Source organism: Polynucleobacter sp. es-GGE-1, assembly GCF_018882005.1.
In the GTDB taxonomy this organism is placed as follows: domain Bacteria; phylum Pseudomonadota; class Gammaproteobacteria; order Burkholderiales; family Burkholderiaceae; genus Polynucleobacter.
Genome location: NZ_JACVPE010000005.1, coordinates 76,728 through 93,370 on the forward strand (window position 1 = coordinate 76,728; position 16,643 = coordinate 93,370).

General features: G+C 46.1%; 11 protein-coding genes. 6 read left to right on the forward strand and 5 right to left on the reverse strand.

Translation table 11 applies throughout. The annotated features are described in order from the left end of the window. Window positions 1–106 precede the first annotated feature (106 nt). From grpE to hrcA, 3 genes are all read right to left on the reverse strand, one after another. Window positions 107–655 carry a nucleotide exchange factor GrpE gene (gene grpE, locus ICN35_RS04610; RefSeq protein WP_216124671.1) on the reverse strand — a complete coding sequence of 183 codons (549 nt, stop codon included), beginning with the start codon at window positions 653–655 and terminating at the stop codon, window positions 107–109. A gap of 66 nt (window positions 656–721) precedes the next feature. Beyond that, a complete protein-coding gene (hemH, locus tag ICN35_RS04615) occupies window positions 722–1,822 on the reverse strand; it encodes a ferrochelatase (RefSeq protein WP_370625660.1) in 1,101 nt (366 codons plus the stop codon). 35 nt (window positions 1,823–1,857) lie between these two features. Further along, window positions 1,858–2,868, reverse strand: coding sequence for a heat-inducible transcriptional repressor HrcA (gene hrcA / locus ICN35_RS04620; protein WP_216124673.1), 1,011 nt, complete (start codon window positions 2,866–2,868; stop codon window positions 1,858–1,860). Window positions 2,869–2,905: 37 nt separating this feature from the next. Between hrcA and ICN35_RS04625 the strand changes: the two genes are divergently transcribed. After that, window positions 2,906–3,811: an NAD kinase gene (locus ICN35_RS04625; protein WP_216124675.1), complete on the forward strand. Its 906-nt coding sequence runs from the start codon at window positions 2,906–2,908 to the stop codon at window positions 3,809–3,811. Between the two features lie 26 nt (window positions 3,812–3,837). After that, a complete protein-coding gene (recN, locus tag ICN35_RS04630; RefSeq protein ID WP_216124676.1) occupies window positions 3,838–5,508 on the forward strand; it encodes a DNA repair protein RecN in 1,671 nt (556 codons plus the stop codon). Window positions 5,509–5,514: 6 nt separating this feature from the next. Here recN and glnE read toward each other — a convergent pair whose 3' ends face one another. After that, window positions 5,515–8,319, reverse strand: coding sequence for a bifunctional [glutamate--ammonia ligase]-adenylyl-L-tyrosine phosphorylase/[glutamate--ammonia-ligase] adenylyltransferase (gene glnE, locus ICN35_RS04635; protein ID WP_216124678.1), 2,805 nt, complete (start codon window positions 8,317–8,319; stop codon window positions 5,515–5,517). Between the two features lie 78 nt (window positions 8,320–8,397). Between glnE and ICN35_RS04640 the strand changes: the two genes are divergently transcribed. The 4 genes from ICN35_RS04640 to ICN35_RS04655 are packed head-to-tail and all read left to right on the forward strand — an operon-like array spanning window position 8,398 to window position 16,025. Then, complete coding sequence (locus tag ICN35_RS04640; protein ID WP_216124680.1) at window positions 8,398–12,528, forward strand: YhdP family protein; 4,131 nt, start codon at window positions 8,398–8,400, stop codon at window positions 12,526–12,528. Between the two features lie 6 nt (window positions 12,529–12,534). Further along, on the forward strand, window positions 12,535–13,359 hold the full coding sequence (locus ICN35_RS04645) for a carbon-nitrogen hydrolase family protein (RefSeq protein WP_216124682.1): 825 nt from the start codon (window positions 12,535–12,537) through the stop codon (window positions 13,357–13,359). Between the two features lie 20 nt (window positions 13,360–13,379). Further along, complete coding sequence (tldD, locus tag ICN35_RS04650) at window positions 13,380–14,870, forward strand: metalloprotease TldD (protein WP_251372043.1); 1,491 nt, start codon at window positions 13,380–13,382, stop codon at window positions 14,868–14,870. Between the two features lie 30 nt (window positions 14,871–14,900). After that, window positions 14,901–16,025, forward strand: coding sequence for a 3-deoxy-7-phosphoheptulonate synthase (locus ICN35_RS04655; protein ID WP_215295760.1), 1,125 nt, complete (start codon window positions 14,901–14,903; stop codon window positions 16,023–16,025). 39 nt (window positions 16,026–16,064) lie between these two features. Here ICN35_RS04655 and ICN35_RS04660 read toward each other — a convergent pair whose 3' ends face one another. Next, on the reverse strand, window positions 16,065–16,634 hold the full coding sequence (locus ICN35_RS04660; protein WP_216124684.1) for a cob(I)yrinic acid a,c-diamide adenosyltransferase: 570 nt from the start codon (window positions 16,632–16,634) through the stop codon (window positions 16,065–16,067). Between the last annotated feature and the right edge of the window lie 9 nt (window positions 16,635–16,643).

The window sequence follows — 16,643 nt, forward strand, 5'->3', positions numbered from 1 at the left end:
CAATAAATGGGGTCTAAAAATGCGAATTCAAGGGGTGAAATAGCAAAAAAGGCAGAAATCTGCCTTTTTTATCCCTTTTTTGAGGTTTTAGCCCTTATTGATGCGGCTATTTCGGGGCGCTGACCGTCACTAAAGCAGGTCTGAGGACTCGATCGGCCACGGTATAGCCACGCTGAAGCACCGAAACTACGTTATTAGCTTCCTGCTCAGAAGGCACTGAAGCAATCGCTTGATGGTGGTGTGGATCAAATTTATCGCCCACCGCAGGATTGATTTCAGTCATGCGCCCCTTTTCAAAAGCGGATAAAAGCTGCTTCAAGGTAATTTCTAAACCTTCTTTAAAAGCCTTCGCATCACCCGCATCCGTACTCAAGGCCGCATAGAGACTATCAGTCACTGGAACTAAGTGCTCAGCAAAACTCTCAATCGCAAATTTGTGAGCCTTGGCAACGTCCTCAACAGCACGGCGACGAATATTTTCACCTTCAGCCTTGGCACGCAAAAAGTTGTCTTGCAAATCAGACACCTGCTGATGGAGTTCAGCAATTTCTTGCTCAGGCGTTTTGATAGCCGGCGTTTCTGCTGCTGCATCCGTCGCTGGCTCAGTTGCAGGATTGTCCTGCTCGGGTGAAGGATTTTGATTTTCTTGTGTCATAGACGCTATTTTACTTTTCTATCAAAGTGGCTAGTGCTTTTTCATATTGGGACAATTCGCTTTTTTTCAAGACTTAGATTTTTCGGCTAGCGTTGCTCTTTCGTTCCGCTTAGCTAATTCAGCTTCAGACTCAGTCCCCAAAGACCACCCTAGTAAGTGTTGATAGGCAATATCACGCAGCGCCTCGATCCACTTAGGGTTATTGTTTAAGCAGGGAATATAGCGATAGTCTTTGCCGCCATGCTCTAAGAAAGATTCTCTTGCTTCCATCGCAATCTCTTCTAGGGTCTCAAGACAATCTGCCGGAAAGCCGGGACAAAAAATATCTACTCGCTGGCAACCATCTTTAGCCAAGTTTTCGATCGTTAGCGCCGTGTAAGGCTTTAACCATTCCGCTTTTCCGAAACGGGACTGAAAGGTAACGATGTATTGACCTGGCTCTAAACCCAAAGACTCCCCAAGCAATCGTCCAGTCTTCAAACATTCGCAGTGATAGGGATCGCCCTGCATTAAATTGCGCTTAGGCAGGCCATGGAATGACATCACAAAACGATCGCCCTTTGTAAAATCAGGCCGTCCATCTTGATCCCAATGACTGATAACTTGATCACGCAGTGCTGCAATGTACGCAGGGTTGTCGTGATAGTGCTTTACCAAACGCAGCTCCGGCTGATCACGCCAAGTACTCAGAACACGGAATACTTCATCAAAACTTGAGGCGGTAGTGGTAGCTGAATATTGTGGGTACAGGGGCAATAACAGTAAACGCTCCATCCCTTGAGCCTTCAGGCTCTCTAGGACCTCTTGGGCAGAGGGCTTGCCATAACGCATCGCCAAATCAACCAAAACAGTATGGCCCTCATTCGCAAACTTCTCCCCCAGCTCTTTCGCTTGCAAGCGCGAGTAATGCATGAGTGGCGAACCTAATTGTGGCAACCAAATAGATGCATATTTTTTTGCAGAGGCACTACTGCGAATTGGCAAAATAATGCCATTCAAAATAAACCACCAAATAAAGCGTGGAATTTCTACGACGCGGGGATCCGAAAGAAATTCTTTCAAATACGATCTCACCGCTTTTGCTGTTGGCGCAGCTGGCGTACCCAAATTCAATAAGAGCACGGCTGTTTTAGAAGCGCGTAAGTGGGGATTTTGATTCAAAGTAATTTCTCTAGTAAATAATTTTCAGCATCAATGCATACTCAAGAGCTCAAGGCGCCTGATAATAACTTAGAGGTGATATCCACAATCGGAATCACTCGGTCATAAGCCATACGGGTTGGTCCAATGACGCCTAAGGTGCCCACGATCTGACCATCAACGCTATACGGAGCGCTGATGACCGCTAGGTCCTCATATGGCAAAAGATCACTCTCGCCACCTATGAAAATCTGAATACCGTCGGCATGGCTCGATACGTCTAGCAACTGCATCAAGACCGATTTTTGCTCCAACATATCAAACATCTTGCGCAATTTATCAAGGTTAGAACTTAAGTCTCCTACATTCAGTAAGCGACGCTCACCAGAGAGCACCATCTCACCGCGACTCATATCGTAATCCGCAACGCCACTTTGCAAGGCCAAGGCCATCAAACCAGAAATATCAGCACGCAAAGTATCGAGGTCAGATTTCAAATGTTGGCGCACTTGCTCAAAACTTTTGCCAGTAAATTGTGTATTAATGTAATTTCCCGCCTCAATCAATTGACTTGGTGTGTAGTCTTGATTTGTTGGCAAGATACGATTTTGTACATCACCCTCGGGAGTCACCATGATGAGCAAAATCTTGCCTTCACCCAAACGAAGAAATTCAATATGTTTAAAAACTTGGGCACGCTTAGGCGTCATCACCACACCAGCAAAATGGGTGAGATTAGACAGAATCTGGGCGGCTGAATTCAAAACCCTTTGCGGGGAGTCTGGCAAAAGCCCTTTTTCAACCTCACGGGCGGCGATCTCTTCGAGAGGACGAACCGTCACCATGGTGTCCACAAACAAGCGGTAACCCCGTGGTGTGGGTATTCGGCCGGCAGAGGTGTGAGGGCTAGTCACCAAGCCCATATCCTCTAGATCAGCCATGACATTGCGGATGGTGGCAGCAGAGAGGTCTAAACCCGAAAACCTTGAAAGCGTACGCGAGCCAATAGGCTGACCCTCCTCGATATAGCGCTCGATGAGGGTTTTAAGTAAGGCGCGGGAACGTTCGTCCATGGTGGAAGGGATTTTATGCCTATGGTTTAATCGTTATATGTTAAGCCCATCCCCCAATTCCTCCAAGAAGGCATTTAGCCGGGTGGCACTCGTCGGCAAATTTCAAGCGGACGGCATTGAAGATCACCTGCGAGACCTGGCTAAATTGGTCTCAGGCTTGGGCTGTGAGGTCTTTATTGAGGCCGATACAGCCACTCACCTCGGTTTGAGTGACTATCCGACTAAAACCGCACAAGACTTTGCTGGGGCAATTGACCTAGTCGTGGTTTTGGGTGGTGATGGCACCATGCTGGGCATTGCTCGCCAATTAGCAGGCAGCCATGTTCCCCTCGTGGGTATCAATATGGGTCGCCTTGGCTACATGACTGATATCCCGATTCAGTCTGTACAAACTACTTTGCCCAAAATTATTGCGGGCAACTATGAAGCGGATACCAGAACTCTCCTGCATGCTGTTGTTCTGCGTGACGGCAAGAAAATCAACCAGGGCTTAGCGCTTAACGATGTTGTTGTGAATCGCTCCGGCATTTCTGGGATGGTAGAGCTTGCTGTTCATGTCAATGGCTCCTTCATGTACAACCAACGCTCTGATGGTTTGATTGTCTCTACCCCGACTGGTTCAACTGCCTATGCACTTTCTGCTGGTGGCCCGATTTTGCATCCACATGTAGCAGGCATATTGCTCGTACCAATTGCGCCACACTCACTTTCCAATCGACCCATTGTTTTGCCACAAGATAGCATGACGGTGATTGAGGTAGTCAACGGACTTGAGGTGATCGTCAATTTTGATATGCAATCACAAACAAATTTGCAAAGTGGCGATAAGGTTGAGGTGCGCCAATCCGACAAAACAATCGATCTATTACACCCCAGCAATCACAGCGACTACAAAACTTTGCGTGAGAAATTGCACTGGAATGAATACCCATCGACTTTCTGATGTCGAGTTTATTGCTACGCTAATACATGCTTCAAACTATCTCCCTTCGTGACTTTGTCATTGTTGATCAGCTTGAACTCGACTTCGCTAGTGGCTTCACGGTGCTCACTGGTGAAACTGGGGCTGGTAAATCTATTTTGCTAGATGCCTTAAGCCTTGTCCTGGGTGAACGCGCAGATAGCAGTCAAATTCGTGAAGGTAGCAATCGTGCAGAGATTTCTGCCCTCTTTCGCATTGACGCAGAACTTATTCAATCCTTTGGTCAATGGTTAGATGCTCAAGGCTTCCCACTTGAAGATAATGGTCAGAGTCTATTGCTCAAAAGAACTATTGAGAGTAACGGACGCAGTCGCGCTTTTATTAATGGAAGTGTTGCCACGCTAACTCAGTTGCGTGAAGCAGGCGATCAGTTGGTCGACATTCATGGGCAGCACGCGCATCAACTTCTTTTAAAGGGCGGCGCCCAACGTGAGCTCTTGGACCGTCATGCTGGATTACTGCCACTAGCCACAGAAGTGGCACAAGCCTTTAAAACACAGAACGATTCTCGTCGTCGTTTAGAACAAGCAGAAAATGCTGGTCAGGATGTTGAGCGGGAACGTGAAAGATTGCAATGGCAATTAGAAGAACTCACCGAGCTCGCTCCACAAGAAGGTGAGTGGATCAACATTCAAAGCGAGCATGCTAGATTGGCTAACGGCGCCAAGCTAATTGGCGGCTGCCAAGAAGCTATAGACATATTGAGTGACGCGGATAACTCTCTAGAGTCTTCTCTATCTAAGGTCTGCGGTAATATCAGCGCCTTAGCCGAACACGACCAAGCCTTAAGTGGCATTAGCGAATCCTTGGAGAGTGCGCAAATTCAGCTAGATGAGGCGATTCATGGATTAAATCGCTATCTCCAAAAAATTGATTTAGATCCCGCTCGCCTTGAACAAGTCGAAGAACGTATGCAGGCCCTGCACAGTACTTCTAAAAAATATCGCACTGAAGTAGAGGCATTACCAACACTGCTTTTGGAAACCACCGAACGCTTGGAGGCACTGACTGCCTCACAAAATATGGATGCCCTCCGAGAAAAAGTAAAGCAAGAAGAGGCGGCCTATCTCAAGCTAGCAAAGCAACTCTCCCAAAAACGCAGTAAGGCAGCTACAGACCTAGGTCAGTTAGTGACAGATGCTATGCAAAATTTATCGATGGCCGGCGGACGTTTGGAGATTGCCCTATCGCCACTTCAAGAAGGTGGCTCGCATGGTCTCGAGCAAATCGAGTTTTTGGTGGCAGGCCATGTTGGCAGCACTCCTCGCTCATTAGCCAAAGTAGCATCGGGTGGAGAACTGGCTCGCATTAGTCTGGCCATTAGCGTGATCACCAGCAAAGCTTCATTCACCCCTACCTTGATATTTGATGAGGTCGATGCTGGTATTGGGGGGGCTGTTGCAGAAACTGTTGGCAAACTTCTTCATCAGTTGGGTCAGTCCCACCAAATTCTGTGCGTTACCCATCTCCCGCAGGTAGCCGCCCAAGGCAATCATCACCTTAAAGTCAGTAAATCTCAAAGTGGCGACAAGACTGTGTCACAAGTTCAATCGCTTGGAAGAACAGAACGAGTAGAGGAAGTTGCCAGAATGCTAGGTGGCGCTACCATTACCGATACCACCCGTCGCCACGCACGCGAACTACTTGAGCAAGATTAAATTGATTTAAACGCTGGAAGGCGCTTTAAAAATTTCTTGCCACAGTTGTAAGACACAATCCCTAGCATTCAAGAGCTCAGGCTCACTCTCCAACAGAATACGAGTTTTTTCTGCACCGTCTAAACGTAAACGGTGTTGACGCGCTCTTAATAAACGATAAGCGTCACCAACCTGTTCAGCACTAACGCCCTCGATTAGGCCCACTTCACCAGCAATTCGCAGTAAAGCAATATTGCCAAGATTGCCTATCAGCTGGGGATATAGATTTGCATAGGCTAAGACTAAGAACTGCACCATAAACTCAATATCTACCATGCCACCAGCATCGTGCTTTAAATCAAAATTCCCAGTTCCATTGGGATGCCCCTCATGCACCTTGCGACGCATAGCCAAAATCTCAGCACGCAAATGATCTACATTGCGCTTCTGACTCAAGACTTCTGAACGAACTGCATCAAACTCAATACCAACTGAAGCATTACCAGCAGCAAAGCGAGCACGAGTTAAAGCCTGATGCTCCCATACCCAGGCGGCGTTGTCACCTTCACGCATCTGATATTTTTTAAACGCTTCCGTATTGGTCACCAAAAAACCAGCTGACCCATTGGGACGAAGGCGAGTATCAATTTCAAATAAGCTTCCGGTCGCAGTAAAGGTCGTCAACCAATTAATCATACGTTTAGCTAAAAGCGCATAAATTTCTTGGGCGGCATAATCGTTTTCACTCGACTGATATAAGAAGACCAAATCTAGATCAGAGGCATAGCCCAATTCTTTACCGCCCAACTTACCATATGCAATCACAGCAAAAGCGGGGGCTTTATCAGCGGGTAAGCCATACTTTTTCGCTACGGTAGGCCAAACGCGTTCAAGGGTAGCTTGCAAAATCAAATCCGCTAAAGCAGATAAATGATCGCTAACCTTTTCTACAGGAAGAGCGTGGTCCACCCCTACTCCCAAATCTGCTAGTAAGGTAATGAAGGTTTCGGTGTGATGGGTCACGCGCAAAATATCCATTGCCTGCTCTGAACCATCGCCATCAGCCATGACATCGTCTAGACGAATATTTAAATTCATCTTTACTTCATGCCAATAGTCTTCTGGATGCTCAATCAGCGACCTTTCAGTACGAGAGTTCAGCAAATAATCTAATAAGTGTGGATGCTGGGTGAGGTACTGCGCGCCCCACTGAGATGCTTGGAGCAAAGCTAAGATATTCAACAGCGCCTTTGGATATTCGGCCAGGATAGATAAATAAGCGCTACGCCTCACAATGGCTTCGAGTAAATCGAAGAAGCGCAATAAAGTTTGATCTGCAGTCGCTAACTTACTATCTTCAGCCATCAAAATTTCTGCAGCACTACGAATTAAGTTATCAAAAATCAAGCGACTTTTATCTGGTAGCTGCTTTACCTTGGGGCTTGCAATCCATGATTGCCAATGGAGCAAGGACTTAGGAAAACAGGCTGCATCTAACTCCCAGTCATGACTTAAGGGTGCGAGATCCAGACGATTTTCATCATCTAATACAAAGGCTTTTTCAAATAGACGCGCTACATTATTTTGATGACGCTCTAACTCCGTCAAAAAACTTGACTCGTCTGAGAAGCCCATAGTATCAGCCAAACGAGCATGCACAAGCGCATCATCTGATAAATAATGGGTTTGCTGATCATCCCAAACCTGAATGCGATGCTCAAGGCGTCTCAGAAAAATATAGGCATCTTGTAGCTCATCAATCTCTTGTGCTGGCAATATGCCGCGCTGCTTGATAAGAGTCAGCACTTGTAATGTGGGACGCACTCTAAAACGAGGATCAGTACCACCCCGCATCAGTTGAAACATTTGCGCCAAAAACTCAATTTCCCGAATACCGCCGCGACCTAACTTAATGTCGTGTGATCGACCTTGATGTCCAGTAGATCGCTTCTCTGCCTCTTGCTGTATTTGTGCATGTAGATCTCGAATGGAGGCAATCACGCCATAGTCCAAATGCCGGCGATACACGAAGGGTCGAATCAGTTGCTCGAGGGCTTTTTCACAATGGGCAAAATCATGTGAGTCGGGCAAGGGCGCAATAAGCCTACCTTTAATCCAGGCGTAACGCTCCCACTCCCTGCCCTGTACTAGTAAATATTCTTCCAACATATCGAGACTGCATACCAAAGAACCAGAGTCCCCATTAGGTCGTAAGCGCATATCGACACGAAATACAAAACCATTCGCGTCCACCTCAGATAAGACCCTCATGAGGCTTCTCCCCAAACGGGTGAACCACTCTTGATGGGATAAGCTTTTGGGACCACCTTGCGTCTCGCCCTCATGCTCATACAAAAAGATCAGATCAATATCCGATGACAGGTTGAGCTCATACCCACCCAATTTACCCATACCCACCACCATCAAGGGCATTTCACTATTGGTTGAAAGACTCCAGGGCAGTCCAAAGCGATCTTGCAAATCTCTGCGCAGAAATGCAATGGAATCAGCAATCGCTAGTTGGGCAAAATGGCTGAGGCTATGCGTGACCTCCTCTAAATCAGCCATGCCATTCAGATCACGAAAGGCCACCCATAGCATGAGGCGTTGACGAGCCAAGCGCAAATTAGCCATCCATCGCGCCTCATCATGCTCGCTACTCAGACTATCGACCTTACAGGTCTCAAGTAGACCTTGAATCCCAGGCAAATCAATTTTTTGGTATCCATGGGCTTTTAGCCACTCAAGCCACTCAGGCTTGGCATGGAGCCAACGTCGCGCGTAATTGGAGTGCTGCTCTAAAAACGCAGTTTGCCTAGAAATATCATCCATACCCCCATCTTAATACCGACCAAAATTCAAGCTCCCGGTGCTTGGCGGTCTAGCAGAGCCTGACGGATAATAGAGGCCATGCTGCAAAACATCATTCCGCCTCGACTCAAGAGCGTATTAACAAAACGTCCTCCAGGTTTAGGTGGCGAGTGGCGTAAGCGCGCCCTGATTCTGCTAGGTTTTGTGATGGCGCTTTTTCTACTCGGCCATCTTGGTGTACGCTATGTGCTTTGGCCTCAAATTGAAAAATCCAAGGCTTCAGTTGAAAAGCTCATTAGTAGTCGCGTCGGTGTCAATGTCTCGATCGATGATCTCCGAGTTTCTTGGACGGGGATCAGACCTTCCTTTGAGATGGATGGCCTGCGCTTCAGCAGCCCCGATCATTCAAAATCATTATTGATGATCGAAAAGATTTATGGTGAACTGAGCTGGAAATCTTTTTATCACTTAGCGCCCTATTTTCATGAAATTCATTTTGAAAGCGCAGAAATTTATGCGCAAAGAAACTCCAAGGGTGTAATCACGATTGCTGGAATTTCGATTGATGGTGGCACCAGCGATTACTCTGCAGAGAATTGGTTATTTTCACAAGACACTATTGAAGTTAGCAAAGTCAAACTCTTTTGGGATGATCAGCTCAACAAAAAATCACAAACCTCTATTGAAGTCTTAAACCTATCGCTTCAGAACGGTATTCGTAGACACGAGGGCTCCATCACCACAACTACCCAGTGGACCAAGGGGCCAACAGAAGTCAAAGTCGACTTCGTTCACCATCTAGGTGGGCAAGCAGGAAATTGGCACGACTGGATTGGCACAATCACTTGGAATCTTACTGACCTAAATCTGAAGCAGATATCACAAGAGTTCAAACTCGGCCTCCATACCTTAGAAGGGGTGCTGAGCTCAAAAGGAAGTCTCAAGATTGATAACGCCCAACCTGATGGTGGTGAATTTTTTGTCGCGGTTGATGACCTAGTGGTGCAATCTTCAAAAAGCGAAGATGCTATTGCACTAGGAAGACTCGAAGCCAATCTTCTACAAGAAACCAATGATGGCTTAATCGCCATCTCGACCAAAACATTCACTTGGCGCGATATGGATAGCCCAAAATCTGCACCCTTGGAAAATCTGAGTCCGATGACGTTTCGCTGGCGGCCTCCAGGTGCGGATGGGGAAATTAAAGAATTTGAATTTTCATCGCCAAAGATTTCAGTCGAAGATGTCGCATTATTTGCACTCAATTTACCGCTCTCTAAAAAAGTTCATCAATGGATTAAGACTTCTCAGGCTGAAGGAGATTTGGAAGACCTAAATATTCGTTGGTCAGAAAGTAAGTCCCCTTTATCTGCCCTCAATATTCCTGGTGGCTGGTTTAAATCTAATAAATTAGACTTCACCGTGAGCGCCAAACTCATCAAACTCAGTTTTACTGGTATCAATAAATCGATACCATCTGTTTCCAATTTATCCGGCTTTGTTACTGGCAACCAAAAAGAGGGGAGTTTTTCCTTAGATTCAAGTGATCTTGGTCTAGAGATTTATGACTTTCTGGAAGACCCCAAAATCCATTTGGAGCGTGCCAGCGGACAAATCAATTGGTCAAAGCAAAAAGGGCATTGGGTTGTTAATACTAAAAAGCTTACTTTGAGCAATTCAGAACTCACAACTAATCTGAGCCTGAACTATATCCTCGGCAATCCGAAAGAGGCTGACTTCATGACCATGGACATGGAGCTTGTCAAAGCTAATGCAAAAACTGCCTATCGCTATTTACCGCTTGGCATGGGTAAGGACGCTAGGGCATATCTCAGCAAAGCATTTGATGCAGGTGTCATTCAAAATGGGCAAGTGCATATCAAGGGGGATCCTAATCAAGTGCCCTTTCCCGATAAGCAACAGGGTGAGTTCAGCTTGACGCTTCCGATTGCAGGCGCAGCATTTAGCCCAGTTCCGCTTTTACCAAACAATCAAGGAACTTGGTCTACCTTCACGAATGTGAATGGTAGTGTCGCGATGACAAACTCAAACCTAACTGTAGACATTGCAAAAGCCAATTACAAACAAATTGCCTTGAATGCATTTCATGCAGAAATTCCCAATGTCAGCGCAAAACAACTAACACTCTCAGTCACTGGTAAAGCAACCGGTGAAGCGCAACAGATGCTAGAGTATTTTTATGCTTCTCCTGTAGGCAAAAGACAAGCCAAAATGGAACAAAATCTCCGCGTCAGTGGTCCAGTAGATATAGGTCTTGGTCTCAAGGTTCCACTCTCTAACTCTGCCGATACTAATGTTGATCTCAAATTAACACTACCAGGCAATAAAGCGGAATGGGCTGGTATTCCACCTTTTGAAAACCTCAAGGGCAGTATTCGTATCACCGAAATCAATCCTGAATTTGAAGATGTGTCAGCTAATTTCTTGGGTGGATCCATCAAAATTAGCAGCGCTGATCAAAGTAGCAATAAGCAAAACTTCAAAATTGCTGGCGACATTCAAGCAAATTTTATAAAAGAATATTTTGCAAAATCTGCTCGTTCAGAGCTTAGCTCAATACTGAATGCCATGAATGGCTCAATTAAATATGACGGCGCTCTCAGCTTTAATAAACAAGGTAGTGACTCTAATATTCACTTTGATCTTCGGAACTGGTCCATGAATTTACCAGCGCCTACTCGGAAATTAGCGGGTACTTCCATGGCTGGCGATATCAACGTTAAAACTTTCGCCAATGACAAAACAAATCCTAATCGACTAAGCTGGTCTGGAAAGATTGGCGATCTCTATTCCATTCAAGGAGCACTGGGTCGTGATGACGAATTGCGTTACAGCCTGGGAATTGGCGCAGCGCCGAATCTACCTCAACAAGGGTTTAACTTAAATCTCGTTAGCAATGAACTCAATCTTGATGCCTGGCAAGATTTCTTGGGGAGTAAGAAGGGGTCACGTAGTCAAGAAGCAGAAATGAGTTCAAGCTTTCAAGTCACAGCGCAAGTTAAAAAACTGACCTTATTTGAACATCTCTGGCAGGATGTGAATATCCTTGCAAACAATAAGAAGAATGTTTGGGATATACGTCTTGGATCACAACAGGCTACTGGACAAATTCAGTACTATGAGTCCGACAAGACTCATACTAGCGGCCTTGTTAGTGGGCGTTTTGCAAAGCTCAAAATCGCCGAGTCAATTCCACAGCCCCCTGCAAAAGCAAATGCTCCTGTCAAAAAGGCACTGAGTCCTGAATCCATTCCCAGTTTAGATATCAGTATCGATGACTTATCTTGGATGAAAGCCCAGCTTGGTCAAGTCAAAATCAAAACCAAAACAAGTGACAACACTCTAAAAATTGATTCTATCCAATCCAACAATCCCCAGGGCTCGAGCACTATCAACGGTCAATGGAATGGCGGCACGAAAAATACCATGAACCACAGCGCCCTCAGTATCGACATGAACGTAAAAGATGCTGGCCAAATTATTGCGCACTGGACCCCTCAAAAATCGATTGAAGGTGGGCAAGGAAAAGTTACTGCAAATATGGAATGGGATGGTTCACCCTTCAGCCCGAAATTCGAAACACTTTCTGGCAAGGTAGGCATTAGTCTTGAAAAGGGTCGACTGTTAGAAGTAAATACTAGCGGCGCCAAAATATTAGACGTACTTAGTCTGCAAAGTTTATTCCGCTTTGCTACGCTCGACCTGCAAGGCAGTCTTGGCAACATTGTGACCAAGGGGACACCCTTTAACTCGATTAACAGTAACTTCGACATCAGCAATGGTGTTGCACAAACTCAGCAATTCAATATGAATTTAGACCAAGCTCGTGTGGCGATGAGCGGTCAAATTAATATTCCAAAACAAACGCAAGATCTGCGGATCACAATTTTTCCAACGATTGATGCCACAGCTGGCTCACTGGCTGCTTTTGCAATCAACCCCATTGTTGGCTTAGGCGCTCTCGTTGGGCAATATCTCCTCACGAGCCAGATCAACCGTAGCCTGCAATCAGATTACTTGGTCCAAGGATCTTGGGATGACCCTGAAGTCATCCCCTTAGATCAAAAGGGTCAACCCATTGACACCAAAACACTCAATTCCATTCGCAGCAAAGAATTGCTGAAAGAGCAGAGCAAACCGAACTCCAATGCCACCCCAAACTCCCCACCCCAAAATAATTTGGGCAATCCTACTAAATCCTCCAATTAGATTCTTATGAGCACCTCAACGACACTGAAGATCGCATCTATTCAGATGGTCTCCTCTCCAGATCTTCAAGAAAATCTCAATACTGCGGGCAGACTCATTAGCGCAGCTACCCAAGATGGCGCACAACTCATCGTACTTCCGGAATACTTTTGCATGATGGGCCTGAAAGACACTGACAAAGTACGTGTTCGAGAGCCTTTTGGCAGCGGTCCAATTCAAGAGCAGCTTGCCAGCTTTGCCAAAGACAATCAAATTTATCTTGTTGCAGGCACAATCCCACTGGAGTCCAAAGACCCAGGCAAGGTACTCAATACGATGCTCGCATTTGATACGACAGGCCAACATATCGGACGCTACGACAAAATTCATTTATTTGGTTTTCAAACTAAAACCGAGCGCTATCAAGAATCCGAAACGATTGAAGCTGGTATTGCGCCAGGGATTCTCAAAATCACTCACAATCAGCAAGATTGGTCTTTTGGGCTGAGCATTTGTTATGACTTGCGATTTCCCGAACTATATCGAGCAATGGGTGCTGTCGATTGCCATATCATTCCTGCAGCCTTTACTTACACTACCGGTAAAGATCACTGGGAGATTCTCTTGCGCGCTCGCGCCATTGAAAATCAATGCTATGTTTTAGCTTCGGCACAAGGCGGTATTCATCTCAATCAACGACGCACATGGGGTCACAGCATGCTGATTGACCCCTGGGGCACCGTATTAGCCGACCTGCCCGAGGGAGAAGGCTTTATCTCAGGGGTTTTAAGCAAAGAAAAATTAAACGAGGTACGCTCTCAGTTACCAGCTCTTGCGCACCGCAAGCTTTAAAGAAAGACCTGCCGAATCACATGAATGCACCAGAAGCACTATTTCCAGCCAATTGGACAAAAACCAAAAAGCAGGCAGACCTCATCAAAGTAGCGAAATCTATCTTGCTTGAGCCAACCGGTTTATCAGAGCAAGATCTACATCGCACCTTTGGCAACATGTTTTCTCATCGGCTAGACGATGCTGACCTCTATTTTCAACATACTCGCAGTGAAAGCTGGAGCCTTGAAGAAGGAATTGTGAAGTCTGGCAGCTTCAACATTGACCAAGGTGTTGGGGTACGCGCTATCTATGGTGATAAAACTGCTTTTGCCTATTCTGATGAAATCAATTTAGAGGCTTTAAGCAAAGCTGCAAAAGCGACCCGTGTGATTGGCCCAGAGGGTGGCAAACAAGCGGTGGCAAGTAAGTTATTCAACCCCCTATCAAATAAGCTGTATTCCGATCTAAATCCCCTTGATTCATTACAACCTAAAGAAAAAATTGCTTTGCTCGAAAGCATTGAGCGTCGCGCCAAAGCTCGCGACCCTCGCATCATTCAAGTCATGGCTAGCCTTGCTGGTGAATTTGATGTCGTCTTAGTTGCAAGAGCGGATGGATTACTTGCAGCCGATATTCGCCCGCTAGTGCGTGTCTCTGTTCATGTCATTGCGGAACAAAATGGCCGACGTGAATCTGGCTCTTCGGGTGGTGGCGCTCGCCATGACTACCTCTACTTTAATACTGAGTTGATCAATCGTTATGTTGATGAGGCGGTCGATGGGGCGCTAGTCAATTTAGAATCGCGCCCTGCACCAGCTGGCCCAATGACAGTCGTTATGGGTCCAGGCTGGCCGGGCGTACTCTTACATGAAGCAGTAGGTCACGGTCTTGAGGGTGACTTTAATCGTAAGGGCTCCTCTGCATTTGCAGGACGCATTGGTCAACGCGTCGCAGCCAAGGGCGTCACTGTAGTGGATGATGGAACATTATCTGGGCGTAGAGGTTCTCTCAATATTGATGATGAAGGCACTCCGACGCAGTGCACTACATTGATTGAAGACGGTATTTTGAAGGCTTACATTCAGGATAGCCTCAATGCACGACTCATGAATATGCCTTTAACAGGTAATGGGCGCCGCGAAAGTTTTGCTTCCTTGCCCATGCCGCGGATGACGAATACCTACATGTTGGCCGGCAAAGATGATCCCCAAGAAATTGTGGCCAGCATTAAGCGAGGCCTATATGCAGTCAATTTTGGCGGTGGCCAAGTAGATATCACCAGCGGTAAATTTGTATTTTCAGCTTCAGAAGCCTACTGGGTAGAGAATGGAAAAATTCAATATCCCGTGAAAGGCGCCACTATCATCGGTAGCGGACCAGAGTCCTTAAAACAGGTCTCCATGATCGGTAATGACCTCAAATTAGATGGCGGCGTTGGGGTTTGTGGCAAAGAAGGTCAAAGTGTGCCAGTTGGGGTTGGACAGCCCACTTTAAGAATCGACAGCCTGACTGTTGGTGGCACTGCCTGATATTGGCAAATTACGGCTTAAAATAGCCAGATGAGCCAACAAAATACTAATCCCGCTAATTGGTACTCCGCCGTTGATAAAACGTCGGATACTGACGATCAACGCATTGATAACATCTCCGTTCTGCCACCTCCAGAACATCTGATTCGTTTTTTTCCGATCTCCGGAACGCCGACTGAAGCATTAATCAGTAAAACTCGGAAAAAGATTCGCGACATTATTCACGGTAAAGATGATCGCTTACTCGTCATCATAGGGCCTTGCTCGATTCATGATCCAAGAGCAGCATTGGAATATTGCCAACGACTCTTAGCCGAGCGTGAACGCTTTGCTGGTGAATTAGAAATCGTGATGCGAGTCTATTTTGAAAAACCTCGCACTACTGTTGGCTGGAAGGGTTTAATTAATGATCCTTACCTCGATGAGTCCTATCGCATTGAAGAAGGTCTGCGCCTTGCTCGCCAAGTACTCATGGAAATCAATCGTCTTGGCATGCCTGCTGGCAGCGAATTCTTGGATGTGATTTCTCCGCAATATATTGCTGACCTGATTTCTTGGGGCGCTATAGGTGCACGTACAACCGAGAGCCAAGTACATCGTGAACTCGCTTCCGGTTTATCTGCACCCATTGGGTTTAAAAATGGCACCGATGGCAACATCAAAATTGCAACAGATGCGATTCAAGCGGCAGGTCGTCCACACCACTTCTTGTCAGTTCATAAGAACGGTCAAGTCTCTGTTGTGGAAACTAAGGGCAATAAAGATTGCCACGTTATTTTGCGCGGTGGTAAAGAGCCTAATTATGAAGAAAAATATGTTCAGGCAGCCTGCTCTGAGCTAGCAGCTGGCAAGCTTCGCGGTAGTTTGATGGTTGATCTGTCTCATGCCAATTCTAGTAAACAGCATGAGCGTCAAATCCTGGTGGCAGATGACGTTGCCAAGCAAATTGAAGCTGGTTCTCAACAAGTTTTTGGTGTGATGATTGAAAGTCATCTCAACGATGGTGCTCAGAAATTTACCCCAGGAAAAGATGATCCTAGCAAGCTGGAATACGGCAAGAGTATTACGGATGCCTGTATTAATTGGGATGATTCAGTTCAAGTACTGGAGCGTCTTGCTGCGGCCGTAAAAAAACGCAGAAGTAAGAAAAAGTAATGCTTTAAAAAATAATTAGGGCAAGTAGAAGAGACTAATTTACTTAGTCTCTTTTTTTTCGTGCTTCCACAATACATCGGTACCGCCCGCAGCTCTATTGAGAATGCGTGCGATGACAAACAAAAGATCTGATAAACGATTGACGTACTGTCGTGGCGCGTCATACAAAGACTCTTCCCAACCTAAACGTACAATCGAGCGCTCCGCTCTTCTGCATACCGTGCGGCATACATGAGCTTGTGCAGCAGCACGAGTACCACCCGGCAGAATAAATTCTGTTAGCGGAGGTAATTGCTGGTTGTATTTCTCTAGCCAGATATCCAATTGAGCTACGTGCTCTGGATTGAGTAACTTGTAGTTCGGAATACAGAGTTCGCCGCCTAAATCAAACAAATCATGCTGAATTTGTAAAAAGAGGGGTTTTAACTCATTAGCAATGCTTTCTGGGATCTCTTCGGTCATCAAAACACCGATTTCGGAGTTGAGCTCATCGACATCACCCATAGCGCAAATGCGTAAATGATCCTTTTCAACGCGACTGCCGTCTCCAAGGCCAGTCATGCCAGCATCGCCCGTTCTAGTGGCGATTTTTGATAGTCGATTTCCCATGAGCTTAAT